28 protein-coding genes and 1 tRNA gene are annotated in these 24,952 nt (G+C 47.9%); 12 read left to right on the top strand and 17 right to left on the bottom strand.

Features of this window, described 5'->3' with window-relative positions:
* Positions 1-42 precede the first annotated feature (42 nt).
* Entirely contained in the window at positions 43-1,251 is a 1,209-nt protein-coding gene (locus tag FQV43_RS00530) for an MFS transporter (RefSeq protein WP_146338119.1), read from the bottom strand.
* 230 nt (positions 1,252-1,481) lie between these two features.
* On the opposite strand from FQV43_RS00530, the gene FQV43_RS00525 reads away from it, so the two are divergent.
* Positions 1,482-1,718, top strand: coding sequence for a hypothetical protein (locus FQV43_RS00525; protein ID WP_146338117.1), 237 nt, complete (start codon positions 1,482-1,484; stop codon positions 1,716-1,718).
* Positions 1,719-1,737: 19 nt separating this feature from the next.
* Here the strand turns inward: FQV43_RS00525 and FQV43_RS00520 are convergent, their stop codons facing one another.
* The 7 genes from FQV43_RS00520 to FQV43_RS00490 form a co-directional block, all read right to left on the bottom strand.
* A complete protein-coding gene (locus FQV43_RS00520) occupies positions 1,738-2,988 on the bottom strand; it encodes a multidrug effflux MFS transporter (protein WP_146338115.1) in 1,251 nt (416 codons plus the stop codon).
* 133 nt (positions 2,989-3,121) lie between these two features.
* Positions 3,122-4,351: an ATP-binding protein gene (locus FQV43_RS00515; RefSeq protein ID WP_146338113.1), complete on the bottom strand. Its 1,230-nt coding sequence runs from the start codon at positions 4,349-4,351 to the stop codon at positions 3,122-3,124.
* 181 nt (positions 4,352-4,532) lie between these two features.
* On the bottom strand, positions 4,533-4,790 hold the full coding sequence (locus FQV43_RS00510; protein WP_146338111.1) for a Txe/YoeB family addiction module toxin: 258 nt from the start codon (positions 4,788-4,790) through the stop codon (positions 4,533-4,535).
* Positions 4,787-5,032: a type II toxin-antitoxin system Phd/YefM family antitoxin gene (locus FQV43_RS00505; RefSeq protein WP_144273631.1), complete on the bottom strand. Its 246-nt coding sequence runs from the start codon at positions 5,030-5,032 to the stop codon at positions 4,787-4,789. The genes FQV43_RS00510 and FQV43_RS00505 overlap by 4 nt, the downstream gene beginning before the upstream one ends.
* A 151-nt stretch (positions 5,033-5,183) precedes the next feature.
* A complete protein-coding gene (locus FQV43_RS00500; protein ID WP_146338109.1) occupies positions 5,184-5,840 on the bottom strand; it encodes an ABC transporter ATP-binding protein in 657 nt (218 codons plus the stop codon).
* Complete coding sequence (locus FQV43_RS00495; protein WP_146338107.1) at positions 5,837-6,931, bottom strand: hypothetical protein; 1,095 nt, start codon at positions 6,929-6,931, stop codon at positions 5,837-5,839. Before FQV43_RS00495 ends, FQV43_RS00500 begins: the two co-directional genes overlap by 4 nt.
* A complete protein-coding gene (locus tag FQV43_RS00490; RefSeq protein ID WP_146338105.1) occupies positions 6,928-7,941 on the bottom strand; it encodes an ABC transporter permease in 1,014 nt (337 codons plus the stop codon). The genes FQV43_RS00495 and FQV43_RS00490 overlap by 4 nt, the downstream gene beginning before the upstream one ends.
* 281 nt (positions 7,942-8,222) lie before the next feature.
* Between FQV43_RS00490 and FQV43_RS00485 the strand changes: the two genes are divergently transcribed.
* Positions 8,223-8,429, top strand: coding sequence for a hypothetical protein (locus FQV43_RS00485; RefSeq protein WP_146338102.1), 207 nt, complete (start codon positions 8,223-8,225; stop codon positions 8,427-8,429).
* A 127-nt stretch (positions 8,430-8,556) separates the two neighbouring features.
* Here FQV43_RS00485 and FQV43_RS00480 read toward each other — a convergent pair whose 3' ends face one another.
* From FQV43_RS00480 to FQV43_RS00470, 3 genes are all read right to left on the bottom strand, one after another.
* A complete protein-coding gene (locus FQV43_RS00480; protein ID WP_168194998.1) occupies positions 8,557-9,207 on the bottom strand; it encodes a TetR/AcrR family transcriptional regulator in 651 nt (216 codons plus the stop codon).
* Between the two features lie 8 nt (positions 9,208-9,215).
* Entirely contained in the window at positions 9,216-11,654 is a 2,439-nt protein-coding gene (locus FQV43_RS00475) for an MMPL family transporter (RefSeq protein WP_146338098.1), read from the bottom strand.
* Between the two features lie 97 nt (positions 11,655-11,751).
* On the bottom strand, positions 11,752-12,246 hold the full coding sequence (locus tag FQV43_RS00470; protein WP_144273624.1) for a CAP domain-containing protein: 495 nt from the start codon (positions 12,244-12,246) through the stop codon (positions 11,752-11,754).
* A gap of 153 nt (positions 12,247-12,399) precedes the next feature.
* Here FQV43_RS00470 and FQV43_RS00465 point away from each other — a divergent pair, with 153 nt between their 5' ends.
* Entirely contained in the window at positions 12,400-12,660 is a 261-nt protein-coding gene (locus FQV43_RS00465) for a hypothetical protein (protein ID WP_146338096.1), read from the top strand.
* Here FQV43_RS00465 and FQV43_RS00460 read toward each other — a convergent pair.
* The gene (locus FQV43_RS00460) at positions 12,657-13,163 is read right to left on the bottom strand and encodes a 2'-5' RNA ligase family protein (protein ID WP_144273622.1); all 507 of its coding nucleotides are present in this window, start codon (positions 13,161-13,163) and stop codon (positions 12,657-12,659) included. The genes FQV43_RS00465 and FQV43_RS00460 overlap by 4 nt on opposite strands.
* Positions 13,164-13,257: 94 nt before the next feature.
* Here FQV43_RS00460 and FQV43_RS00455 point away from each other — a divergent pair, with 94 nt between their 5' ends.
* Positions 13,258-14,475: a metallophosphoesterase family protein gene (locus tag FQV43_RS00455; RefSeq protein ID WP_146338094.1), complete on the top strand. Its 1,218-nt coding sequence runs from the start codon at positions 13,258-13,260 to the stop codon at positions 14,473-14,475.
* 39 nt (positions 14,476-14,514) lie between these two features.
* The gene (locus tag FQV43_RS00450; RefSeq protein WP_146338092.1) at positions 14,515-15,654 is read left to right on the top strand and encodes a YihY/virulence factor BrkB family protein; all 1,140 of its coding nucleotides are present in this window, start codon (positions 14,515-14,517) and stop codon (positions 15,652-15,654) included.
* A 32-nt stretch (positions 15,655-15,686) separates the two neighbouring features.
* Here FQV43_RS00450 and FQV43_RS00445 read toward each other — a convergent pair whose 3' ends face one another.
* Positions 15,687-16,130, bottom strand: coding sequence for an NAD(P)-dependent oxidoreductase (locus FQV43_RS00445; RefSeq protein WP_146338090.1), 444 nt, complete (start codon positions 16,128-16,130; stop codon positions 15,687-15,689).
* Between the two features lie 114 nt (positions 16,131-16,244).
* Here FQV43_RS00445 and FQV43_RS00440 point away from each other — a divergent pair, with 114 nt between their 5' ends.
* Entirely contained in the window at positions 16,245-16,448 is a 204-nt protein-coding gene (locus tag FQV43_RS00440; protein ID WP_146338088.1) for a hypothetical protein, read from the top strand.
* A gap of 68 nt (positions 16,449-16,516) precedes the next feature.
* On the opposite strand, the gene FQV43_RS00435 is transcribed toward FQV43_RS00440, so the two are convergent.
* A tRNA-Ser gene (locus FQV43_RS00435) sits at positions 16,517-16,601 on the bottom strand.
* A gap of 104 nt (positions 16,602-16,705) precedes the next feature.
* Between FQV43_RS00435 and FQV43_RS00430 the strand changes: the two genes are divergently transcribed.
* Positions 16,706-17,656 (top strand): NAD(P)H-quinone oxidoreductase, encoded by a 951-nt coding sequence (locus FQV43_RS00430; protein ID WP_144273618.1) that lies wholly within the window; start codon positions 16,706-16,708, stop codon positions 17,654-17,656.
* A 55-nt stretch (positions 17,657-17,711) separates the two neighbouring features.
* Here FQV43_RS00430 and FQV43_RS00425 read toward each other — a convergent pair whose 3' ends face one another.
* Entirely contained in the window at positions 17,712-18,923 is a 1,212-nt protein-coding gene (locus FQV43_RS00425; protein WP_146338085.1) for an aminotransferase class V-fold PLP-dependent enzyme, read from the bottom strand.
* Positions 18,924-19,093: 170 nt separating this feature from the next.
* Here FQV43_RS00425 and FQV43_RS00420 point away from each other — a divergent pair, with 170 nt between their 5' ends.
* Genes FQV43_RS00420 through FQV43_RS00410 form a run of 3 tightly spaced genes read left to right on the top strand, consistent with a single transcriptional unit; the run spans position 19,094 to position 21,677 of the window.
* Positions 19,094-19,942 (top strand): ABC transporter permease, encoded by an 849-nt coding sequence (locus FQV43_RS00420; RefSeq protein ID WP_146340312.1) that lies wholly within the window; start codon positions 19,094-19,096, stop codon positions 19,940-19,942.
* A 30-nt stretch (positions 19,943-19,972) separates the two neighbouring features.
* Positions 19,973-20,800: an ABC transporter ATP-binding protein gene (locus tag FQV43_RS00415; protein WP_144273616.1), complete on the top strand. Its 828-nt coding sequence runs from the start codon at positions 19,973-19,975 to the stop codon at positions 20,798-20,800.
* Positions 20,760-21,677, top strand: coding sequence for a glycosyltransferase (locus FQV43_RS00410; RefSeq protein WP_168194997.1), 918 nt, complete (start codon positions 20,760-20,762; stop codon positions 21,675-21,677). The genes FQV43_RS00415 and FQV43_RS00410 overlap by 41 nt, the downstream gene beginning before the upstream one ends.
* On the opposite strand, the gene FQV43_RS00405 is transcribed toward FQV43_RS00410, so the two are convergent.
* Both FQV43_RS00405 and FQV43_RS00400 read right to left on the bottom strand, forming a co-directional pair.
* Positions 21,674-22,117, bottom strand: a complete 444-nt coding sequence (locus tag FQV43_RS00405) for a GtrA family protein (RefSeq protein ID WP_246846929.1) — start codon at positions 22,115-22,117, stop codon at positions 21,674-21,676. The two genes, FQV43_RS00410 and FQV43_RS00405, sit on opposite strands and share 4 nt — an antisense overlap.
* Positions 22,118-22,127: 10 nt before the next feature.
* Positions 22,128-23,018, bottom strand: coding sequence for a plasmid pRiA4b ORF-3 family protein (locus FQV43_RS00400; protein ID WP_144273614.1), 891 nt, complete (start codon positions 23,016-23,018; stop codon positions 22,128-22,130).
* 129 nt (positions 23,019-23,147) lie between these two features.
* Here FQV43_RS00400 and FQV43_RS00395 point away from each other — a divergent pair, with 129 nt between their 5' ends.
* A complete protein-coding gene (locus FQV43_RS00395; RefSeq protein WP_144273613.1) occupies positions 23,148-23,384 on the top strand; it encodes a hypothetical protein in 237 nt (78 codons plus the stop codon).
* 98 nt (positions 23,385-23,482) lie between these two features.
* Positions 23,483-24,898, top strand: a complete 1,416-nt coding sequence (locus tag FQV43_RS00390; RefSeq protein WP_144273612.1) for an FAD-binding oxidoreductase — start codon at positions 23,483-23,485, stop codon at positions 24,896-24,898.
* Positions 24,899-24,952: the final 54 nt, after the last annotated feature.

Here is a 24,952-nt window from a genome sequence, read left to right as displayed (position 1 = left end):
TCCTAGTCACTGTCTCATGCCCACTACCGGATTCTTACTGCTTTACGCTCGCTGCGATTGCGCAAGCCCTCCTGCGATTCGTATAAGCACAACACTCACGATGCTTAATGCCACACAGCCCAACCACACACCGTCGTGAGTGTTAAAGAACATCCAGCTGCCGATACTGGGACCAAGCGCTGCCCCACCAGATTGGAAAGCGGCAAGTTTTCCCTGGGCAGCGGATTGGGTGGCGTCGGACGCTAATTGTGAAACATAGGTATTGGACATTGGGGCGAAAATACATTCACCAAGGGAAAACAACACCCACCCGAAAATAGCGAGTGCCATATTTTCCGCAAAATAGCCAGTGACTGCCACCCCCACAGCCATAATGAAAACACCCAGCATCAGCGCAGTATTTGCTGCAAGGCGTTTAATGAGATGGCTCAGCGGATATTCCACAGCAATCACAATCACAGGGTTGATAATCAGCAGCAAAGAATACAATTGCACACCACCAGAAAAGGTATCCAGCCGCAGCGGCACAGCACTCTGATGCTGCGCATAGATCACCATTGTGCACGCCATAGTCACAAGAACCAGCGTCAACGCCAGGCTCATATGCTTGGTAAATCCGCTTTCAGAATGAATAGCTGAGGACGTTTCCCCACCCTCAGGCGAGCCCTGGGATTCAGTTTTATGTGATGTATCCTGCGTATCTCGCCCAGCGTAAAGAATCACGGGTACGATGAGCGAGCTAAGCGCAGAAATGAAAAAGAGCGTATGGAAATGATCTCTACCAATTAACCCCACCAAAGCAGGAGCAACAATACTGCCGACGTTCACGAAAATGCGGTAAAACGCAAAACGTGTAACCCGTTCCTCGGGTTTGGCTGACTCAGCAACCAGCGCTGATGCTGGGCCCACAAAAGCCTGGGACAGCAAAATGCTCGCAGCCGATATGGCAATGACCCACCAGGTGCGGGAATAATCCACTACCCCAAGCAAGAAAAACAGGCAGATATTCACAGCAGTGCTCACGATGAGCACCGTGTTTTTACCCCACACATCAGCTAAGCGCCCACCGAGGATAGAACCAACAATGCCTGCGATTCCCGCAATAAACAGTGCAATGACAATGGTCTGCTGGTTCATTCCAGTTGAGGAAAAGAATATCGCTGCGAAAAGACCCAAGAAACCCGTGGAACGGTTGATGAATGTGGCAAGCGACAGTGCCCAAATGGTTTTACCTGGTGTGCGGCTACTCATTGCTTAATTTTACGACGCATCCCCCAGCAAAACAACACATATGGTGCATAAATATTAAAACTAGGCAGCCCGTACGACGCACAGATTACCCACATGAGCAATAAAACCGCTCAGTGGTATTGAAGATGATGAAGAATTTTTATTCACCACTCTGGTATATCAAAAATTGGGTCTTGTCTGAGACATAACACTTGGGGCATAATAAAACTCCACTGAAAGTGAGGCACACTATGACCAAGATAGTTAAATACAGCATTATCATCATTGCCATTGCTGCTATATCTTTCATAATTTCACTCATCGCCAATGGCATTGAATACCGAATACTCGAAGATAGAGGAATAGAACGCAACGCATCAGCCTGGATTATATGGTGGACTGATATTTCATTTTTTGTTGGTGTGGCTGGCTTAGTATCGCTTAGTCTTGGGTGGATTCAACACACAAAGGCAAATCATAGCACCTAAACCCACCAAAAATATTGACCTAGGCAGCCCGTACGACGCACAGATTACCTACATGAGCAATCGCTGCTGAGGCACACATTGTCACAGCAAGCATCAACAATTTATCGGCTCCCAAGGCCGCCATTGGACTCACAAGCCCCGCAACCAGGAACTGCGTTGCACCCAAAACCGCAGAACCCGCACCAGCCTGACGTGCAGCAATACCCTGTGCTAGCACGGTAGTGTTTGCCATCAACAAACCATTGCCTGAAGTAGCAATGACCGTACATACAAGACACACAATAATGAACCAGATAGGAGCAGCCTCACCATCAGTAACACTTGCACCTTTCACATGAGGAGTAAGCAGAAACGCCACCAGCAATAACGCAAGGGAACCAACGGCAATCAACGCCAACCCCCACTTCTGTAATACACGCGGACTCACCACACCAGATAAACGAACATTCAACACGCTCATCACAATGAGCGAACTGGCGTTAATAGCAAAAAGCACGGAATACACCACCGGGGACATTCCCAATTGCGTTTGGAATACCACGGAAGAACCCGCAATAAAAGCAAACATAGTTCCAAAACCAAACCCAAAAATCAGCACATGCCCCACAAAATCCGGTCTACTCAACAAGGTTCCCATGGTGCGATACGTATGCATCACACTCCCCTGGGCACGTTTACCCACCGGCAGGCTTTCAGGATTACGCAACGCCACAAACAACTGCGCCACCGCAATCACAGCGAGTACCCAAAAGACCCCACGCCAACCAGTGACCTCATGCAACACCCCACCAATGAGTGGAGCCACAATAGGAGCCACACCATTGATAGCCATGAGAAGCGCAAAACTTTTCGCAGCGTCGGCAGTGCTAGAACGATCAGTGATAATAGCGCGCACCAGCACAGCACCAATCCCGCCAGCAATACCCTGTAGCAGGCGAGCTGCTATCAGAATGTGAATACTGAAAGCTAAGGAGCAAACAACGCTGGCAACCAACCCAAGGATGGTGCCAAGGATCAACAAACGGCGTCTACCGAGTTTGTCAGACACTGGGCCGAAAATAACCTGACCCAGCCCCATACCAATCATGAACGTGGTGATCGCCAGCTGAGTGCTAGCAGCATCAGTCGAAAGCGCTTCCGTGATCGCAGGAATAGACGGAAGGAACATATCCGTCCCCAAAGGGCCAGCAGCGAAGATAAGAGCTAGACCGATAAAACCGCTCAATGGTATGGATGACGATGAAGAAAATGATGAAGAATCTTTATTCACGACTCTGGTATATCAAAAATGATGCACCCTTCGTAAGTCGGATTGTATTGCGCCGTGTTATAACTGGCTGTGGTTTGTCATAGCATGCTGTAGCTGGTTGTGGTTTGTCTGTGACATAGAAGCTGTTAGCACCTCACACGCCCAAGTGCGATAAACAAACAACATTGACACCATCTGATCGTCGATAGCTCATACCGGTACCCGTGATGACCAGTAGCAACGGTGGTTTCTCATGCTCAAAACGAGACGCAAACTTACGTAGATTCTCTGCCGCAGTATCCACAACTCTCCCAGAAGAACCTAACTTCACCTCAACAAAACACGCCCTACCCTGCGACGTAAAAATAGCATCCACCTCTAAACCGTCTTTATCCCGCCCATGAGAAATATACTCACCAGTCAACACCTGCAAATCATGCACCACCTGAGACTCAAATAATTGCCCAGCAAACTCCAAGTCTTTCATCAACGCATCGGGGCTGGCGTCCAAAGCAGCCACAGCCAAAGCCGGATCAGCCAAATGACGCTTTGGAGTTTGACGTAAACGAGCACGTGAACGCAGGTGAGTAGACCATGCAGGCTGCTCCGTAGCAATAAAGATCCTGCCCAATGCACTGAGATAATTGCCTACAGTTTCCCGTGTAACACCCACATCACTGCCCATTGCGGACGTGGTCATCTCTGTGCCAACACCTCTGGCTAAGGAACGCAATGTTGCCATCACACGCATGGGGTCACGTCGTACTGCATCAAGATTCAGCACATCCACATGCGCCACAGTTTCTAGATAATCACGATTATTAGCCATAGCATCCACCAAAGCTAACCCGAGGTTTCCTGGGAAACCACCCCGACAGAGCCGTTCAATGAGCTCAGGAAAAGCCAAGTGCTGTGTCACTACTGGGTCATAGTCCGCATCGTCTACCAATGCGCGCATCGAAATTTCCCCGGTAGAATGACCTGACTCATAAAAACTAAAGGTGCTCATCCGGACACGTGCAAAACGCCCCGCCCCTGAGTGACGTGACTCCTGCTCAGACGGAGCTGTGGAACCCGTGAGGATGAACTGACCTTTTTGCTGACGACGATCAATCTCATGCCGCACCACATTCCATATATCTGGGTATGTTTGCCATTCATCAAACACACGCGGAGTGGCTCCTTGAAGAAGAGCGTGAGGTAGTAATTCCAACTGCTGAGGTACTTGGGGATCAATATCTACCTGCACGAAAGAGTGTGCTTTCTGGCGGGCAGTTTCACTTTTACCGCAGCCTTTAGGCCCTTCGATAAGAACACCGCCACTACGATTGAGTGCAGAATCTAGCCACTCATCCGCAATTCTGGGCACATAATGACTCATCATTTCCCCACTTCACAGACTTATCCGACAATTTGGCGGGATTTCAACCGACACTTTGGACAAAGTTTAGCCGACAATTTGGCGAGATTTCAACCGACACTTTGGACAAAGTTTAGCCGACAATTTGGCGAGATTTCAACCGACACTTTGGACAAAGTTTAGCCGACAATTTGGACAAGTTTTGTTAGTTGTAGTGGAAACGCGCTTGGAGTATAACAACATCGTCGGCATCAACGAGATAAACCAACCGATGTTCATCCGTAATCCGTCGTGACCATGCACCCGCAAGCATATGGCGAAGCGGTTCAGGCTTGCCGATACCCGAGGTAGGGTCACGAAGCACATCGTCAATCAACCGATTAATCCGCTTCAGTATTTGCCTATCAGCCTTCAGCCAGAACGTATAATCAGCCCACCCATTAGGAGTAAAAACAAGTCTCATCGGATCAGATCATGTTCCTCGTACTGACCAGCACGAGCCTGCGCAAGAGACTCAAGCAAATGCTGAGCATTTGCAGGAACACGGAGAAGATATGCCGTTTCCTCTAGGGATTCATAATCGGCACGTGAAATGAGAACAGCATCCCCATTCCGAGAAGTAATCTCCACGGGGTTTCGATCATCATTCACTTGTTGAATAAGTGGAAACAAATTCTTGCGCGCTTCAGTTGCAGTGATAGCCATAGTAACCTCCTCTAAGTTGTACCAAAAATGGTACCACTCATATATTTGCCCAGCAATACCACACGTGCACAGAATGAAACGCACCAACCTATCGGTAATCTAGGCAAGTTTCAGCCGACAACTTGGCGTACCCACCGCACACCGACTGTATTCACCCTAGCTGTATCACACGGTCACAACGCTCAGCCACCACAGGATCATGCGTAGCAATAAGCGCCCCACCAGCATCTGCCATCACAGTCTCAAACAAATCCAAAATAGAATCACGCGTACCCACATCCAACGCAGCAGTAGGCTCATCAGCAATCAATAACGTTGGTCGCGTCACCGTCGCCCGTGCCAACCCAACACGCTGGCGCTGCCCACCAGATAACTCCGACACCCGTCGCTTAGCACAATGCTCCAGACCATACCGACCAAGCTCCGCTACTGCACGCTCCCGTCGCTGACGACGAGACACTTTAGGCGTAGCATACTCCAACGGAATAGCAACATTCTCCCAGGCACTCAAATACTCAACCACCGCATATTCTTGGTGAGCAAACCCAAAAAACTCATTACGCAGCTTTGCCCTGTCCTTTTCAGACACAGGCGCCGGAGCACCACCAATCACCACCTCACCGCTGCTGGGTACTGCCATAAGCCCAGCAATCATAAGCAACGTCGATTTACCTGAACCTGAAGGACCCATCAACGCAACTTTCTCACCACTAGCAACCGATAACGAAACATCACGAATCGCCTGCACAGACTCAGTTTTTGTTTTATATGTGTGGGAAATTCTGTCAAGAACTAGAAGCTCACTCATCTGACATACTCCGTTCTACGCACGATGCGCCATACCGATAGCGCCACAAGACTATAAACCAGAACAATTGCCGCAACCATTACTTTGGCACCCTTATCCATCGGCGGTCCGAGACACCACAAAGCCCCGCAAGCTAGCAGTGGAACCACCACAGCGGCGGCAGCGATAAAAGTCAAAAGCCGCACCATAATCCGCCCTCCTTGGGCTCCACACATACGACGAATAACAAAAGACCGTATCTCCGCTGTGATAATATCGCGCAAGGATGCCCAAAACGCACAGAACGCAAGACCACTAAAAGCAATCAAAGCAAGAACATACAGTGCGGATCTAAGCATAAGCTCATCCACGTTTGATTTTTGAGATGCCGATATTGTTCCTGGAATGAGATAGTGCTGTGAATGTTCCCGCGCAGAGGATATGTATTTCTTCACTGTTTCTTCAGGTGGTGAAAGAAACACAGCTCTAGTCATCAATTCTTCTTGCTCATACTCAGTCAAAACATCAATGTCTTCCGTGCGCAGTAAAAGAATTTGCTGATGATCCAGATTTATCTCCCCCATATAAGGATCAAACCACGTAACGCTCTGTGGCAATACACCTTTAACTGGAATATCCATGCCATGAAAATCAACAACAGAACCAGCCTGTAATGCCTGGGCACCGCGCAGAATACACGGTGCTTGACAGGATTGACCTAGCGAGGGAAATAATCTGAATGGTTCTTGCCCAATGACAATGATGGTATGTATCCCGTGAAAAATATCTACAAATTCATCAACCTCATCGCCATATACATTACCTATTACTGAAGCATATCCATTACCAGAATCTATCTCATGAGAAAGGATGGACAGTGTTTCCTTATCACTCCTAAAGAAAGCTTCATTGCTCGGATATACCGAACTGAATACAACAGCCTCAGCCTTACGCAGATTATTGCCGTTATGCAATGCCTCTACCTGAGTAAGAACTTCACTGAGAATAAGTGACAAAACAACTGCGACAACAGAACAGATCAACCCGAGAGATATACTTTGTTTCCAGTGGTAAAAAGCAAGCCGAATACCACCAATGAGCTCATGAATCATCTGATGACACCTCGCTTATCATGCAGAAATAGTGAAAAAACTCCCACATAAACAACTACTGCACATAGAATACCGAGAGCACAGGTACCCATAATTACCTGAAACATCCCTGCTGGCACGTCGGAATCACTAATACCAGTAATCAACACCGGAAATAGATATGCTCCCACCAGGTACCCCGGAACAATTGCATACAATTGTCTCCTAGTAAATTGCCGAATAAGCTGCCATTTCTTTGCCCCAGTGCTAATCCGAACCACCAACTCTTTACGCACAAGTTCCATACGCGTTTTCCAATACAACGCCAGAAAGAAAATGCCCGCCGCAAAAAGTAAAAGCGAAGCCAACACCGTGGAATCATCTTTCAGAGACTCCCTTATGGATCGAGCAGGCACCAAAGCCACTGCGTAACCGTCGTTAAGCAAAATAGTGCCTACCTGGGTAACAAGAGATTCTTCGGCATGGGTTAGCAGAAACTTCCCTTTCAGTATCGGGTCATGAGCAGCTGGTACATACAGATACTGTTCATACATACTGTTAGCCACAGGCTTTGGAATAGCTCCCTCAATGCTGCTACCCGACGGCACTAAAGCGCAACTACCATGCTTGTCATATTCCGCTTTGCAATAATTATCCGTATAGAGGTAAATCTGCTTCTGCTCACCCGGAATCGCCAGCTTATGATCCTCAGGCAGCCAACCCAACACCCCATGCGGATCAATCACACCAAGACCAGCAATATCAGCACCATCACTATCCATGATCAGCGCTGAATCATGCTCCGCAAGAACCTCAGTTAAACGCTGGACTATATTAGCATCAGTATGAGTAGCAGCCCCTGGATGAGTAGCATTCCCTGGCTCTGTGACGACAAGCAAAGCCGAATCCTGCGTAAAACCATACACTTCTTCACTACGGTTTTCTAGGCTCCATGTGATCGCCCACGCCATGAAGGAGCCAAGTATCCCAAGCAGTAGGGCAAGGATAAAAATAATGCCATTCCTCAACATGCAACTACTCCTTTACTCCTTATCGCAAATAACAAGGACGATGAACAATACTGCACCAGCTTGTAAGAGCATTTACATGAAAGTAGATACCGCCAAATACTTTCTACTTTTGTGCTGTAGATTTTATATCAGTCTGCAATATCTGCCAATAGGTAGGTAAAGAAAGATAAAGAATAGATAAATAAAAACCATATGTGTTGCAAAATCTGCTGTTTTTTTTAGAATGGGGATTGTATCTTAAAAATCTCCATCTCACCAACCATCCCCTAAGGAGTATTGCAATGCAAGAACTTCAGAAACGCACTAACACATGGGCAATCATTGCCTTCATACTCATGGTTCCATTCGCAGTGAATGTCGTACTGTTTGGCAGTATCGCAATGAACTACGTATTCGGACTCGGTACTGTGGCAGCACTACTGACAGCACTCATATACTATGTCGTTCGTCTAATCGCTTCCGCTATAGAAAACCGTCGACTACTCTAAAGAAACTTTTTCATACTCAATCTCTAATAAGAGAATGTAAAAGACCTCGGCAAAAGCCGAGGTCTTTTACAGGTTTAGGGGATTAAACGCCTCAAACCTACCCAAACCTACTCGCCCGGAAGAAGCCCTACGCCAAGGTTCCTAGACCACGTGAAAGAATCTTAAAACCCTCGTGCACCATCTCTTGTACAGAACCAAGATCATCAAACAGAAGGCTGTCATGAGCTTCAATCACTGACTTCATCACCATCACGAAAGTCTGCCCTAAAATGAATGCCTCAAATCTCGTGAGCTTATTTCCACTGTATTCCTGCAAAGCATCAATAACGGGAAGAAAGAAATCTAGGGTGTTTTCTGGAACTTTCTCATGTTCTGATAGTTCCTCACCTGTATCTTCTCCTCGGCACTGGATATAGTCAGCAACGCTATAGTGTTCAAGATGCTGTAATACAACCACGAGCGTATGGATGCTTACTGAACTCTCTTGTGGCTCATTAATGATCTCTATAGCCAGCATCTCTAACAGTTCAACAGTTTTTTTGTTTTGAGGAGAGGCCTGAATCATCTTCGCAATGGCATGGGGGAGCCTTTCGACGAAATAGAAAATAGCTTCTTCTCTATTAGAAAAATAATTGTAGAAAGTGCGTTGGGAGACGTCAGCACGGTCAACAATTGCTGAGATAGTGGTTTTCTCTTCTCCGACTTCCCGGAGGAGTTGCACAGCAACTTCAGCGATTCTTCTTTTAGTTTCTATCTTTTTTTGATCACGACGTCCCAACGTAACCATTACTTTTCCTCCACGCTCATTGTAGAAGCAGGTTGTGCTGTGCCAGATGTTTCAGCTGCAAGGGTTTTTGACACAGTTGTGTCAGAAGTTGGAGACGTCGTTAAGCTTTCTCCTTCAACGTCCACATGCGGCAAGATTTTGTCAAACCATGCTGGGATTTTCCACGCACGTTCTCCCAGGAGGAACATGGTGGCTGGAATGAAAGTCATGCGGATAATGAATGCGTCGAAGAATACAGCCGCTGCCAAAGCAAAACCCATCACCTTAATGAATGGTTCGTCCATCAAAATGAAGGCAGAAAATACGGACATCATAATCAACGCCGCAGCTGTAACCACACGGGCGCCATGCTTAAAGCCGTACGTCGTTGCATCTGATGCAGCTTGACCATGTGCCCAGCCTTCACGCATACGAGTAACCAAAAAGACCTGGTAATCCATAGCAAGACCGAAAACAATACCGATCAACATAATGGGTAGGAAAGAAATCAACGGCTGCGGATCACTAATGATGCCAGCAAAGCCTTCCTGCCACAACGCCACAGTCACACCAAAAGTGGCGGCAACAGAGAGAGCAAAACCTAGTGCTGCAATCAACGGCACCCAGAAAGAACGGAATACCACCATGAGCAACACAACAGCGAGAGCCAAAACAATAGCGATATAAGGAATCAAAACATCAGAGAGACGCTGGGAAATATCCTCATAGATGGGGGTGGTACCTGTGATGGAGTACTGTGCGCCTGTTTTCTCATGGAATTGAGCCTCTTGAGAACGCAGATCAGCTAGAACATCGGCTGCGTGTTCATCAGTTGCGCCATAAGTCGGAGTAATAAACACCTGTGCAGCATCGCCAAGGGATTGTGCAGGGTCTTCCGGCTTACCATTAGTCTTCATAAGCTGGGCATTTTCTACACCTTCGACGCTCTGCAAGACCGCTACAGCTTTATTCAATACTTCAGCTTTGTCTTGATCTTTGACATCAGCGTAATCAACCAAAGCAATCATGGGAGCATTACGTCCAGGCCCAAAGGCCTCATCAACCATCTCATAGGCAGTACGATTAGGTGTACCTTGAGCCGAAGATCCATCACTTGGCATGGCAAGACGTAGATTCGTGGCAGGAATTGCCAGCAAAGCCAAGACAATAACAGAACTCAACATCCATATCACAGGGTGTTTGCGGATAACACCAACCCAGCGTGAACCCATAGTTGGTTTTTCCTGTTCAGGGTCCGGTGCTTTAATACCTGGCACACGTCCAGCAAATACCTTTGTACCCACAAGCCCCAATATGGCAGGTAGAAGAGTAATAGCAACCAAAACAGCAATAGCCACTGTTCCTGCTGCAGCAAGTGCCATAGCGGTGAGGAATGGGATATTGATGATAGCTAAAGCAGCCAGTGCAATCAGCACGGTAAGACCAGCGAAAACAACTGCTGATCCGGCTTTACCCACAGCTAGTCCAGCTAAATGCGCACGAGTGCTCAGAGGTAAGGTCTTAAGTTTTTCTGCCAGCTCTTTAGGTTCCAGGTTAGAGCCTTGGACGTGGTTAATGAGTTCATTTCGGAAGCGAGAAACAATGAATAGCGCATAGTCAATTCCCACTGCAAGACCAATCATGGATGCCAGGGTTGGTGTTGTGGAATTGATTGTGTCTGTAAAAGCAGTAGCGGCAAAAACAATACCCAAGCCTGTTCCCACTCCGATCACAGCAGTAATCAGTGGCAGACCAGCTGCTATGAAGCTACCAAAAGTGATTGTGAGAACAACAGCGGCGACGATGATACCAATAAGCTCAGCGGCTCCGCCAATGCTTTGACTTCTGAAGCTATTACCGGACCAGCCATACTTAAGATTTCCGGCATTGTCTTTGACCGCCTGCTCAAATGCAGTTTTATCTTCTTCTGAAACATCAGAAGCTGTTTTAGCATCAAAAGTCACACTGATCGTGCCTGTGCGACCATCTTTGCTCAAGGGACTCAACGCCGCAACATCGGCATCAATTTGTTCTTGAGGGATTCCTTGTGCTGCTTTTGCCTGAGTAAGCTGAGCTTTAAGCCCTTCACCTGCTAGAACTGGCGAAACAAGAGCGTCTTTATTGACAAGAAAATCTAATTCTTTAAGCGCTCCGACGAGCTTATCGACGTTCTGGGCAGCTTCTCCTTGAGCCAAGGTTTGCCCTTCAGGGGCTTGAATGACCAAGGTTCCTACTGGGGCAGTAAGTTGATCCGCTCCATCTTCGACAGGGAACTTTTCCTTGAGCGCTTTTTGAGTTTCTACTGACTCTAGCCCAGGAATATCAAAGGATTGTGCTGTTGGTTTACTGAGTGTACTAGCGGCTACTCCCACTCCTATGAGGATAAGTAGCCATGCTGCGAGAAAACGCCACTTATTTTTATAGGCGCTGCGACCTATGCGATAGAGAAATTGAGCCATAACCACATAATTGCACACCGTGCGAAAAGTTGCAAACAGTGTGCAATTATTTTCAATTAGTGGGAATCGGCAATACCGCCACAACTACAAACACGCTTTAGCGCTTAAAACGCTGTACCGCATACACAGTTCCATCTGGAGCATATGCAACACCAATGCCAATCTTTGTGTAGGAATCAGTGAGCATATTCTGGCGGTGACCAGGAGAGTTAATCCAACCTGGTACTGCTTCGGTATAAGAAACACCCTTGGCCATCCAGATGTTCTCTCCGAAACGACCATTACCAAATGGGTAGTGCATGAACTGACCAGTTTTTGCCATGTATTCTGCCCATAATTGTGCGCCGATAGACAAATCTGGGCTCACCGCTAGTGGTCGCTTACCATTTTGGACACGAAACGCGTTCGTATCAGCCACAAGGCGCTGACGCTCCACAGGGTTAAGTACGCCACCTGGCACAGCCAGGCTCTTTACAAGACTATCAAGAGTCTCTTGGGAAATAGGGGCAGCCGAAGCAGGTTGAGCAACAAGGCCTGTCGTCGCAATAGCAAATGCAGTACAAGCCATAACTGTTTTCTTAACAAAGCGCATGATCTTTTCTCCAATCCAAAGAAAATACTGAACGAGGGGTTACGTTTCTCAGTATCAAAGACTGTTGAGCGTACTGCAATATCGGAATGCAGTTCTGAAGAAAAATCCTCACCAAGTCCGCGAGACGAAACGTGGCTCGGATATTCTTAGCTCATGATTATTGAAAAAATCGTCGTTATGACCACAGATGGCGCCCTATCCGGCCCGCTTGAATTCCGCATAAAAGACGGTGTCCCGTGGTGTCGCTATTCTTATGCCGCCGACGACGTCAGCTTTATTGCCGTCGAAGCTAAAGATGACTCTTCCACACCAGTCCGCGATAATGCAGATCTCCTAGACAGAATTGCATCTTGGAAAATAAATGGAAAACCCCCTCGTGATGCCGATGACAATGTCATCGCATTCAGATATTAAGAATTATCTGCCAGGGTATGTAGCTGCTGCTGAGCTGGTTGCCAGTAGCCAGCGCGCTGAGCATGAATCTGATAAAAATGTGACGAAGTCACCTGCCCCAAAGCCTCGACATATGCTGGGACAATCTCACGCGGTAACCTCAACCCCATTGTGAGATGTGGAATCCATCGCGCTCCCCGACCGTCAGGGTTGAGTGCACTAATTTCTCGAGCGACTTCTTCTAGGCGCGTCGAGCCTTCCAATAGCCACGCGACTGTCTGTTTTCTTTTACGACCAAAAACCACAACACCGCGTCGTTCTAAAGTGGCGGGAATAACCTCTGGTAATAATTCTGCTGCTCGCTGCACTACCTGCGGCTTCAATTTTGGCGCAAAAGTGATACTAATGTGCGGAGTTTGTTTCTGCTCCGGGAAACCCATAGCCGCTAACTGACCAAAAATTTCACGCACCTGTGCGTCATGCTCTGGCGACAAATACAGCAAAACATTTTCTGGGGAGGTCATGGTTTTAGATTATAAAAACCACAAAAAAGTGCGTTCATATTTTCTTCACATCGGTGTTAATTTTTCGTTAAATTACATTGCTACCTTAGGTTAAATGAATAATTCGCATTCTCAACCGCAGATTTCTCGTCGTCGATTGCTACAAGGCGGCAGCATTTTCGCCGCAGGCGCTGTATTATCCTCACGCAGCAGTAACTACGCTGCTCAGGCTCAAGAAAGCAACACCAATACTGCCCTGCCATTGCACTTCAATAGCGACGGACGGTTTAAGATTGTCCAGTTCAATGACACCCAAGACGATCACATGACCGATAAACGCACTATCGAGTTCATGTCCAAAGTCTTGGATCAAGAAAAGCCAGACTTTGCGCTCATCAACGGTGATGTCATCACCGATGGTCCCACCAATCCAAAGCAGGTGTACCAAGCAATAAACAACGTGGTACTGCCTATGGAGCAGCGCAATATCCCTTGGGCAATCACCTACGGCAACCACGATGAAGACTCGGTTAAAGAAGCAAACACAGGCGTATATGAAAAGCATATGTCACAATTCGTGCGTAGCTATCGCCACAATCTCAATCCTGAGGCCACTGATCGTCCATTTGGGCATTCCGACGCTCAACTCTTGATCGGCTCCGCTAAGAACAAGGACCATGCTGCCTTTGCGATTTGGTTGCTCGATTCTGGTAACTACCTGCCAGAAAATGATTCCGTTCAAGATAATGATGAACTACCGCATTACGACTATATTCGTCCAGAACAGATCAAGTGGTATCGCGAGTTATCCCTGGCTACTGAAAAACGTTTCGGCAAGAAAATCCCGAGCCTGATGTATTTCCACATCCCTACCTATGAGCACCGTGATATGTGGTTCGGCGGTCCTGCAAATCACTCAGACTCTAAGCACAAAGATGCGACCAAGCGTCACAAAATTTCTGGTGTCAAAAACGAAGACGTCTGTTATGGCTCGTTTAACTCTGGCATTTACGGCGCAGTCCGTGAACGTGGCGATGTCCTTGGTATTTACTGTGGTCACGACCATATCAATAGTTACTATGGCGATTATTTTGGCGTAGAACTTGGCTACTGCCCAGGCACCGGCTTTGCCCCTTATGGTTTGCACGACGGCACCATTCTCCAACACACTTTACGCGGAGCACGAGTCTTTGAGCTCAACGAAAATAGTGACCGCATTTATGAAACAACACGGCTCATCTTTGCCAAAGATCTTGGTTTGGATATGCAACCAGCGAAACAACCAATCGCTCAACCAGCCGAGTTGCCTGAATATGTAAAAATGCCGAGCTAAAAACCTGTGCTCATGGCATTTTCAGGTATTTTGTAAACGATGAGCAAAAGAGAAGAGTCCGTAGCAGCAGCGTCGACAAGCTCCCAGCAACCACGCGTTGCTGCTGCTGGTGGCAAGGTAGCCACCACTCTCTCAAAAGATGAATATCGCCAAGAAGTATTCAAGGAACAGCGTTGGATACACCCGCGCGCATGGCCACTGATTATTCGGCGACTATACTTTGAGTTCTTCTACCACTCGCTTATCGACAAAGGCGCGACGCTGAGTTTTTTCACCCTACTCACCGCAATGCCCACTCTGCTCGCCTTTTATGCCATAACGACGCTTTTCCTTGACCACAATCGATCTCAAATACTGCAGCTTACCGACGAATTTATCAGTAAAAATATCCCGCATAATTATGCAGATAATGCACGGCATATCGCACTCGTGCTCATCGGTTCTACTGAGCAGTCAGTCATTATGCTGGTCATAAGTGTGCTTTTTGCGCTATTTTCTTCCTCTGCCTATGTCCGTGCTTTCTCTCGAAGCGCCAATAGTATGTATGGACGTTTAGAAGGACGCAGCATTATCCGTACCTGGGCGACTATGTGGGCTCTCACCCTGACCTTGGTTTTAGGCATGGTCATCATTGCAGGCGCTTACTTCATGCGAGAAGATCTCCTCCTGCCACTACTAGAACGCCTCGCCGAGCCATTAGGTTGGGAAAATGTTTTTCTCTTTATGGCCAATCATTTTCTCCCTGTCTGGCGTTATGTGCGCTGGCCAGCAATTCTGCTACTCACCATGCTTTTTATCGCACTGCTCTATCACGTCACGCCTAATGTGCAGCATGGACGCTTTCGATGGGTAACTTCCGGCTCTATTTTTGCTGTTGCTGGTATTGCCCTTGTGATTTATGTGCTTGAGTTCTATCTCAGCCACTTCGCACATATCGGCTTATTTGGTGCTCTTGGCGGTGTGCTTTCTGCACTCTTTGGTTTGCTCATTGCCAATACCATGCTCTTGCTCGGCATCAAACTCGATGCCGAGGTAGCCAGAATCCGCGAGCTGCAAGCAGGAATAAGCTCCGAGAAACTTATTCGCACACCGCCTCGGGCAAGTAATGCCCTGAATAGTTATCAGAAATTAAATACCCAGTTAGAGCAGCAATCAGTGCAATTGCGTGAACAAGAATAAAGTATCACGCTGACTTCTCGGCTTTATCCAGTCTATCCATCCACTTTATCCGCGACAGTAAAGCGCTGACGACGATACTGCGGATCATCAATCTCATCGAGGACTGCCTTGGCAAACGTACCAGTGTTCACATAGTCGCCAGGAAAATCTGGTGAATCTACCAAAAGCGTGCCGTCGGGAAGCTCTAATCCGCCAGCACCACCGACGACTATGACACGCGCCTGTGGTCGAGCCGCGATGAGAGCGCGGTACGCTGCAATAATACTTTCTGATTCGCCAGTTTCTCGGTTAATCGGAATAGCGATCACGAGAACATCAACATCTGTTGCCACGTGTGCCACCATTTGTGTATCAGCGATGTCACCGACGCGATAATCAACCGCATGAATAGGGTGCGCTGGCTGAGCTTTTCGAGAAAAGCCAATAACACTGTGACCGCGTTCGACGGCACGCTCTGCTATTGCAGAGCCAACCATTCCTGCGCCACTATTCCCGCCAAGCAGAAATCTCTGTCTATTTTCAATTAGACAAAGTAGACCAAGCTGTCTATATTTGATTGTGTATTTAACAGATAGAAAAAGAAGGAGAAAATGATGAAAGGTTTTCTTGATACTCGAGTATCCCAATTAGATTTTGTGGTTCAATTCCTTGACTGGAAATTCGCCGCCATGGGGAAAACGCCCACAGAACAAGATATCTACAATGAATTAAAAAATAGTAAACCTGATGAAAATGGGGAACGCCTCAATTCTCCCGAAAATGTCGCATACATCCTCAAGAAATTAGGGGTATAGAAATCGCGGAAATTACAGAAAGAGAAACAAAAATCTCCCCCTAGCTGCAAGAACTAGGGGGAGTTTTGCGGAGGCACAGGGATTTGAACCCTGGGTTGGTTTCCCAACGCTGGTTTTCAAGACCAGTACATTCGGCCGCTCTGTCATACCTCCACGTCCACACATAACTTAAGCGCATAAAAACTTATGCGACAAGAAATGCGCAACGAAAAGATATTGTACCCTAAAGACCCCAAAATAATCTAACCTAGTGTTCTATGAGGGCAATTACTATCAATTCGGATAAAAAACTGATCCTGGACAACGTCGATAAGCCAATACTCAAACCTGGTGAAGTGTTGGTGAAAGTTCATGCAGCTGGAGTCAATCGCGCTGATTTGCTACAAGCTGCGGGGCATTATCCGCCGCCACCAGGCGAGTCGGAAATTTTGGGATTGGAATGTGCTGGTGAGGTCGTCGATTCAGGCGACACCACTGTTCCGGTTGGTCAGCAGGTCGCGTGTTTGTTGGCCGGCGGCGGCTATGCAGAATATGTGAATGTTCCCGTTGGCCAGCTCATGCCCATACCTGAAGGCTACTCCTATGTAGAAGCAGCCTCTGTGGTAGAGGTAGCCACAACAGTGTGGTCAAACATTGGGATGCTCACTGGATTAGAACCACAACACACCATTCTCATTCATGGTGGCGCTGGCGGAATTGGCACTTTCGCCATCCAACTAGCTAAGCATATTGGCGCCACTGTTGCTGTTACTGCCGGCTCTGCCGAAAAATTGGCAGTGTGTCAACAGCTAGGCGCGGATATTCTCATCAACTATCGCGAGCAGGATTTCGCGGAACTGTTGAAGAACAAATGCGATCGCATTTTGGACATTATGGGGGCGAAATATCTCGACGCTAATGTGCGAGCGCTCGCCCCTGGTGGTCATCAGGTGACGATCGGTATGCAAGGTGGCGTAAAAGGCGAGCTCAACATTGGTCGCTTACTTGCCAAGCGCGGCACATTATCGGCAACTGCGCTACGTTCGCGCGATCTCGACGATAAAGCTCGCATTGTTGCTTCTACCATTGAGAATGTCTGGCCGCTGCTTGCAGATGGCACCATTAAGCACCAGGTGCATAGCACTATCGAGCTTGCCGACGCCCAGCACGCGCATGAGCTACTGCAATCAGGGGCAGTGACAGGAAAGATAGTGTTGACTGTGCACTAGACTGTACTAGTCTGCAATCGGCAATGACAATGGGGACAAAGCAGGTTCACTTTTATCATGCCAAGGAGGCAAGGGCTCTGAGCAGCTGGTCAATATCATTCGTGGTGTTAAAGGCAGAAAGACCTATGCTGATTACGCCCTGTGTCTCTGCCGCACCCATGATATTGAGTAGCGGATCATTGCCAGTCATTGTGGTGATGATTCCGTGGCTGAGCAAACGCTTGTATATGGTGTGCGCTGGAACTCCTGCCATACAAAAACTGATTCTGGGGATACGTTCTGTCTTGGCGTTACGGGCTAGTTCTCCAGTTATGCCAAATAGATGCACTTTGGGTAGCACGCTGAGGGAATCAACAAGGTATCTGCTCAGGCTGGCTAAATAGGCGCCAGTTTCTTGCACTGCACTCTGTAGTCGATTGCGTCTGCTACCACGTTGCTCACCTGCTAAATCAGCAATGTGATCTACGATTGCAGCAACTCCCCCAGCCAACCCTGCTGAGATGGGAAACTCTAATGCTGTGGTGTCAATGCGGGGGAACATACTAGCGTCACGGAAGATGAGCGCTGCGATTTCTGGACCACCAAGAGCGGCACAATCTAGCGCAATGATATCTACTCCAAGCTCTTGAAAGCTCACCGGCTTAGCCCCAACCAGAGCTGTGACATCGCATAGTACCCAGGAGCGGGATTGCTCATGCACTATCTGGGATATTTCTGCAACAGGATTGAGCACACCCACGTGTGGATGCGCAGCGCTCAGGCTTACCAACCGGGTAGAGCCACTCACCAGATCTTTATACTGCCATGCTGGCACTTCTGCTGTACCCACATCAGGTTCGCTATAGCGCACTTCGCCAATGCCTGCGATGGTGGGGTCAATACAGTTGCGATCTGCTCGGGAACTAATCAGGTGTGCCCCACGACGCATCAGAGGTCGAATTGCCTGGGAAAGGTGCATATAGAGCATGGGCAGTTGTGCGCCAAGAATGACACACTGTGCTTGGGTGCCGGTCAGGTCAGCTAGTGCTCTACGAGCAGCATTAATGTGTTCATTGCCATAGAATTTCAGAGCTGGTGCCTGGGCATGGGTGCCGCTTAGCTGCTCGTCGAAAGCGGTGGTTTGCATGAGCCGGGCATTGCGGAAACTTCTCGACACTGCGGCTGCCACTGTTTCTGGCACTTGTGGTTGCGAGTCTGCGTTGAGATAGATCCACCCATCGCTCAAAGAGGTGTAAAGACCTCGCGCGTGGGCAATATCGAAAGACATGGACTACTCCCTCAACAACTCCAATAGATACTTTATTAGTATGCCTGTCAGCGCCAATAATTGCACCAAGCCAGCTAGGCTAACTATTTGTGCAAGAACATGATCATTCTGTTGCAGAAGAAAAACCCACACCTGGGGCAAGCGCGCATCCGGTGAGCAACATTGCTCGGATGACTCATTCTCCAGATACGCAACCGCAACCGTCTATGTCCAAGACGTTTGCCTCAGCGTGGCGCGATCTCACGCGCGGTTTTCGGCAGCATGAATTGTGGCTGCTGCTAGGTTGGCAGGATATTAAGCAACGCTATCGACGCTCAGTGCTCGGTCCACTATGGATAACTATTGCCACAGGCACTATGGCGTTAGCGCTCGGTTTACTTTATTCTGTGCTTTTTAAGATTCCGCTGTCTGATTTTTTGCCACACGTTACCGTTGGGTTAATTATGTGGAACTTCATTTCTGGGTGTATTCGGGAAGGTTCTGAAGTTTTTATCGCCAATGAGGGGTTGATTAAGCAATTGCCTTCCGCTTTATCAGTGCATGTATATCGTCTCGTGTGGCGTCAAGCACTATTTTTAGCACATAACCTGGTTATTTGGGTTATTCTGATGTTGCTTTTCCCACGTCCTTTAGGGTGGCAGGTGTTCTTGGCTGTTCCAGCGGTAGGGCTTTTGGTTATCAATGGCGTGTGGGTTGCTTTGTTTTTTGGCATTATTGCTACTCGTTATCGTGATGTGTCTCCACTATTGGAGTCAGCTACTCAGCTTTTGTTCTATGTCACTCCTATTGTGTGGACTACTGAGACATTAACTCAACAAGTCGGTCCTGGTTCTAAGCGTGCGCTTTTGGCACAGCTTAATCCGCTTTATCACTATTTGGAGATAGTACGAGCACCACTTATTGGCGCTGACCTTCCTGTTTATCATTGGTGGGTTGTTATGGCGCTGACAGTTGTTGGTGTGTGTTTAGCTTTGCTCGCTATGCGTCAATGGCGTTTCCGAGTGAGTTATTGGGTCTAGCAGTAAACTAGCGACACTTAGGGAGAAAATATGGTTTCCATTGACACATATAACGCCTGCGTTGATTTTCCTATCTTCGACGCTAAATCTCGTTCCATGAAGAAGGCTTTTCTGGGCGCAGCCGGTGGCGCCATTGGTCGCAACACTGATAACACTGTCGTGGTGGAAGCACTCAAAGATATCAACCTGCACTTGCGTGAAGGGGATCGTGTTGGCTTAGTTGGCCACAATGGTGCTGGTAAATCCACCTTATTGCGGTTATTGTCTGGTATTTATGAACCGACACGAGGGTCGGCGTTGGTCAAAGGGCGTGTTGCTCCGGTGTTCGATCTTGGCATTGGTATGGATCCGGAAATATCTGGTTATGAAAACATCATCATTCGTGGTCTTTTCTTGGGGCAAACCCGAAAGCAAATGAAACAAAAAATGGATGAGATTGCTGAGTTTTCCGAACTTGGCGAGTATCTCTCCATGCCACTGCGTACCTATTCCACTGGTATGCGTATTCGCCTTGCTTTAGGCGTTGTCACCTCGATTGAACCAGAGATTTTGCTGCTTGATGAAGGTATTGGCGCAGTGGATGCTGCCTTTATGGCAAAGGCACGTACCCGGTTACAAGAGCTAGTACAGCGCTCTGGTATTTTGGTTTTTGCCTCTCACTCTAATGAGTTTTTGGCGCAGCTATGCGATAGTGCAATTTGGGTGGATCATGGGCAGATTCGCCAAGCAGGTGCGGTTGATGAGATCGTCGAGGCCTATGAAGGAAAAGAGGCAGCTGATAGTATCCGCACATTATTAGCAAAAAATAAAAAGGAGAATGAGGTTCGTGGCGCAGGTTCAACTTCACCCCAGCAATAGCACTGCAGCAGTTATCGTTACGCATAATCGTGTGGAATTGCTCCGTCATTCCTTGGAGATTATTGCACAGCAAACGCACAGCGTACAGTGGATTATTGTGGTCGATAATGGCAATGACCCCAGCGTCGAAAAGCTGCTTAATGAGGTTGCTGGATCACGGGCAGTATATGTTCCCTCAGCCACCAATCTTGGTGGTGCCGGTGGGTTTGCTTTGGGGTTTTTGACTGCGCTAGCTCGCGGCGCCCAGGCAATTTGGTGCGCCGATGATGACGGTAGACCAGCAGATATTCATGTGCTCAAAACGCTTTTCGACGTCGCCCACAAGCATAAACTCGCAGAAGTATCACCAGTGGTATGCGATATTAACGAACCAGATACGCTGGCGTTTCCGCTTCGCCAAGGCCTGACCTGGCACCGCAAGGTAAGCGATCTAGAAGGTGAGTTTTTACCAGGAATTGCCTCCCTGTTCAATGGTGCGCTCATTAGTGCACAAGCTATGGAGCTCATTGGAGTACCCGACTATCGGCTGTTCATTCGTGGTGATGAGGTGGAGTACCATCGTCGACTCGCTCGCAGCGGGCTTGCTTTTGGCACCTGTCTACGCACAGCATATCTCCACCCCAATGGCAGCGCGGAGTTCCATCCCATTCTTGGTGGTCGAATGCACACGCAATATCCCGATAATGAATTCAAGCGCTTTTTCACCTACCGCAATCGTGGCTATTTGATGAACCAACCAGGTATGCGCAAACTGCTCCCGCAAGAATATGCGCGTTTTGCGTGGTTTTTCCTGGTGCAACGACGCGATATCGCTGGTTTTAAGCAGTGGTTGCGTTTACATCATCTGGGCAGAAAAGAACGTTTCGAGCGCCCTTAAGCACCGCTGTCTTCTTGCGCGGCAGGCTCCTTAAAGACCACCAGGCGTTGCACCACAAAATTTACTGCTGTCGCAACACCTTGAGCAATAACAAACGCGATGGCATCTACCCAGAACTTTGTCAGCCCTAGGGCATAGAGTGGTGCTTCCAGCAGCTGAAATAGTCCAAGCTGCACAAGGAATGTGGTCAGATAAAGCAAGGCCACAGCAGCACCGGACTTTTTTGAGGTTTGCGCGTTAAAAGTCCATTTCGTATTGATGAAATAGGCGGTTATGGTTCCAGCTACCCACCCGCAGGTCTTTGCTAGTGGTCGGCTAAGACCAACATTCCTCAGGATAATCGTCAAACCAAAATCAATGACCGCAGAAAAAATACCTACGACGAGAAACCGAATCATTTGGACGCTTAAGGAATTACGAGCAGGAGCAGTTTCAGACACGCCCTCAAACCTACCACAGCGATACCGATGGTCGACGCAACAATTCGCGATAAATATCAATACGATCTACCAGGCTCACAGCATCAGTGCCATAGGCACCCAACTCATCTAGATACGACAATGACTCCTGGCATAGCACACGAATCTCCGCGGCACTGGCATAACCCCACCCCAATGCCTCCATAAGGCTTTCGACGACAGCATCAATGAGTTTTTCGTCGCTCAAGCACAATAGCCCAAGCAAAGTTGCCCAATAAGCGTCGCGAGCTTGCGGATCACACTCCAGCGGCAAGTCTTTACGCACGATCTGTTGTTGTGGCGCAGGTGAATGAAGATCAATAGCCTGTAGCAGCGGCACAAAATCATACATTCCACTGCGCTTAATCACCTGCGCTGCTTCTGGGTGAATCATAGATAATATGCGGTTGATTACGTCGTCACCGGTAAGTTTGGCGTTAATCACTGAGGGATCAAAATCACCATTAGTTACCTCAAGCGCCCCACTACCACCGATACATAGCGCTTGTGGTGTACCTCGATCACGCGCAAAACTATCGACGTATTCTATGCCAATGCGCCATAATCCCCAGTAATAATCTATGCGTGATTGCTGTTGCCCCAACACATCATGCACGCTTTTCTCTCTGCTGAGAACTCGATCATCCTGATCGCAAAATTTCCACGGAGTGTTTTTTTGCTCAATCCCGAAACAAATGTTAATGACATTATGCAGCTGTTCTAAGCTCATAGCGTCATTTACTCCCACAGAGCGGTACATATCCGCCTGGGCAGTAGACAAAGTAGCACAGATTATCGCCGTATGTGCCTGAGCAGGTGTTGTTCGTGCTCGGCGAAAAGTAGTCAGATCAATAATCTGGGCAACATCAGGATAAGATGTCATAACACCAGAGTAGCGCTATAGCGAGGATAAAGTCCGGGATAAAAGCATTTTCCCAGCTAAAGGCAGTAAATTCTTATTCGCTATCCTGTTTTTCACCCAAGGGTGGACGTCGAAAGCTAAAATTTTCTTATGCGCAAAAAGTTCTCTTTATTCCAGCGGCAGAAACAAGAACCTGGTCATATTGCAGCAGAACATACTCATACCCCGATGAACCAATTTATGACCAGGCTTATCGCCCAGGAACTTCCGCTACTCGACAGTGTGTCCAGACTCAGGGTCTATGAAATTTTAGATTCTTATACTGGACCGCAAATCACTTCCCAAGAAGAATTGCCACAAGAAATACGCGAAATGCTCGACTTATAAGTTTTTCTTCAGCTATGCAACCCGAACTTTATCCAAAAGACAGGTAGAGTTGAGAGTTAAAGCAAGAAAAAACGATAGAGACAGGTACTACGAACCTTATGGAATTACATACAACTGCCAAGAAACTCACTGGGTGGGGTCGTACTGCACCAGCCACTTCCCAGGTGCTATCCACACCAGATCTAGCGGAAATCATCAAGGCTGTCACTGTTGTTGCCCAAGATAACTCAGATAAACCAGATCACCTCAAGCGTGGCATTATCGCCCGCGGTATGGGTCGTTCCTACGGCGATCCAGCACAAAACTCTGGCGGGTTGGTTGTCGATATGCAGCCACTGAACAAAATCCACTCCATCGACCCAGAAACAGCAATTGTTGATGTTGATGGTGGTGTTACCCTCGACCAACTCATGAAAGCTGCCCTACCCTATGGTTTGTGGGTGCCAGTGCTGCCTGGTACACGCCAAGTGACCATTGGTGGTGCCATTGGTCCAGATATTCATGGTAAAAACCACCACTCAGCAGGTTCTTTTGGCGATCACGTTGTATCTATGGAATTGCTCGTTGCTGACGGTCGTATTCTACATCTGACCCCTGAAGGATCAGATGATGATCCTGATGGCAGCCTATTCTGGGCAACCGTCGGCGGTATGGGGCTCACCGGCATTATTGTGCGCGCACAAATCCGCATGACCAAAACCGAAACAGCATATTTCATCGCAGACACCGACCGCACAGATAACCTTGACGAAACAGTCGCATTCCACTCCGATGGCTCAGAGGTTAATTACACCTACTCCTCAGCCTGGTTCGATGTGATCTCACCAGAACCAAAACTTGGTCGCTCCACAATTTCTCGGGGTTCACTTGCCACCTTGGCACAATTAGAAGAATTAGCACCACGGCTAGCCAAAGAACCACTTAAGTTCAATGCACCACAGCTGATGACAGTTCCCGATATTTTCCCTTCTTTTACCATGAATAAGCTCACCCTTTCGGCAATCGGTGAAGCCTACTTCCTCATGGGAGCCCCTTCTCGTAATAAGGTGAAAAATCTTACTCAGTTCTATCAGCCACTTGATCTCATTGGAGAATGGAACCGCGGTTATGGTTCTAAAGGATTCTTGCAATATCAATTCGTGGTACCTACTGAGGCAGTAGAGCCATTCAAGGACATTATTCGCGATATGCAGCGTTCTGGTCATTATTCCGCGCTGAATGTCTTTAAGCTCTTCGGCGAAGGTAACAAAGCACCGCTGTCTTATCCAATGAAGGGTTGGAATGTATGCGTGGACTTCCCCATCAAACCTGGTCTAGGTAAGTTCCTCGACGACCTTGATCAGCGCGTCATTGAATTTGGTGGCAGACTCTATCTTGCTAAGGAATCTCGCACCTCAGCAGAAAACTTCCACAAGATGTACCCAGGCATTCAAGGCTGGTTAGAAACACGCAACGCCATTGATCCAACAGGTGTATTTGCTTCTGATATGTCTCGTCGCCTGGAACTACACTAATCCGCTGTATCATCTATTCGCCCACGTCACTCAGATTATTCAGAAAGTTTTTCC

Source organism: Corynebacterium sp. sy039, assembly GCF_007904105.1.
Classification (GTDB): Bacteria; Actinomycetota; Actinomycetes; order Mycobacteriales; family Mycobacteriaceae; genus Corynebacterium.
The sequence above is the reverse complement of the archived record's forward strand: the minus strand, read 5'-3'. Positions and strand labels throughout refer to the sequence as shown.